The following is a 906-nucleotide window of genomic DNA, read 5'->3' as shown; positions in this document are numbered from 1 at the left end:
CCTGCTCGTAGACGGCCAGGAAGTGCTCGTCCCGGTCGACCAAGTGCAAGTCGGAGACCTGGTGCGGGTCCGGCCCGGCGAGAAGATCCCCGTCGACGGTCAGGTTGTCGACGGGCGTGCCGCCGTCGACGAGTCGATGCTGACCGGCGAATCCGTCCCGGTGGAAAAAACCGTGGGTGACCATGTCGCCGGGGCCACCGTGAACGTCGACGGCGTGCTGACCGTGCGCGCCACCGCCGTGGGGGCCGACACCGCGCTGGCCCACATCGTGCGCCTGGTCGAACAAGCCCAGGGTGGCAAGGCCCCCGTGCAGCGGTTGGCCGACCGGGTCTCGGCGGTGTTCGTGCCGGCCGTTGTCGCGGTTGCCGTTGCGACGTTTGCCGGCTGGACGGTGCTGGCCGGCAACCCCGTCGCGGGCATGACCGCGGCGGTCGCGGTGCTCATCATCGCCTGCCCATGCGCCCTGGGGCTGGCCACCCCCACCGCGATTACGGTCGGCACCGGCCGGGGTGCCGACATGGGGATCCTGGTCAAGGGCGGTGAGGTCCTGGAGGCCTCCAAGAAGATCGATACCGTGGTGTTCGACAAGACCGGCACCCTCACCCGCGCCCAAATGCAGCTCACCGACGTCATTGTCGGTAAGCGCCGACAGCCCGACTACGTGCTAGAGATCGCCGCCGCCGTCGAGTCGGGCTCCGAACACCCCATCGGCGCGGCCATCGTTGCGGGTGCCCGCGAGCGCGATCTCAAGATTCCGGCCGCCACGGCGTTCACCAACGTCGCGGGCCACGGAGTGCGCGCCGAAATCGACGGTCACCCCGTATTCGTCGGGAGACGCAAGCTCATCGACGAGCACAATCTAGATCTGCCCCCACACCTTGCCGCAGCTTCCACAGAACTCGAAAA

The 906-nt window shown here is 68.4% G+C and carries 1 protein-coding gene; it reads left to right on the top strand.

What is annotated here, in order from left to right; translation table 11 throughout:
* Nucleotides 1-906: HAD-IC family P-type ATPase (locus AC5Y5O_RS32105; protein WP_500028757.1), on the top strand; the 906-nt coding region annotated here is incomplete at both ends.

This window comes from Mycobacterium sp. NGS40, from assembly GCF_059812735.1.
This window is presented reverse-complemented; position numbering and strand designations above follow the sequence as displayed.